Origin of the sequence: Rothia sp. HMSC076D04, from assembly GCF_001814645.1 — a bacterium.
GTDB classification, from domain to species: Bacteria; Actinomycetota; Actinomycetes; order Actinomycetales; family Micrococcaceae; genus Rothia; species Rothia mucilaginosa.
Window position 1 is genome coordinate 1 of sequence record NZ_KV817352.1, and the last position, 582, is coordinate 582.

Annotated in this window: 1 protein-coding gene; it reads left to right on the forward strand. The window is 52.7% G+C overall.

From position 1 onward, the window contains the following. A partial coding sequence (locus HMPREF2980_RS00030) for an IS3 family transposase (protein WP_141755926.1) occupies positions 1-541 on the forward strand: 541 nt, incomplete at its 5' end. Positions 542-582 lie beyond the last annotated feature (41 nt).

Genomic DNA, 582 nt, shown 5'->3' on the forward strand with positions numbered 1-582 from the left:
GGGGCAAAGTTTCGCCAACATCATCGGCCGCGACTTCAATGCCGATGGCCCCTGGCAGAAGTTGGGTACCGACGTCACCGAGTTTAAGCTTTCCTTCGGTAAGGCCTATCTCGCTCCGGTTTACGACTTTGCTAGCAAGGAGATTGTTGCCCATTCTATCTCGATGTGCCCTAATCTTGCCCAGCAGCAAGAGATGCTTCAGATACTCATGGAGGCCAAACCCGAGGGAGCTAAGCCGATTTTGCACTCGGATATGGGGTGGCAGTATCAGCACGAGACCTACATTAGTACGCTCGCTGAGAATGGTTTTATCCAGAGCATGTCACGCAAGGGAAACTGCATCGACAATGGCGCCACTGAGCAAGTCTTCGGACACCTGAAGGACGAGTTTTTTCGTGGCCAGGACTGGCAGAGCTTTGAGAGTTTCAAGGTTGACCTTGATGCCTATATCACGCACTGGAATACGGTAAGGCGTCAAGTAAAGCTTAAGGGCCTGACTCCGGTAGAGTACCGGGTTCAGGCCCTGAGGGAAGCCGTGTAGCGGCTAGTATTTAATGCGTCCAAGTTTCGGGGCGCAGTTCA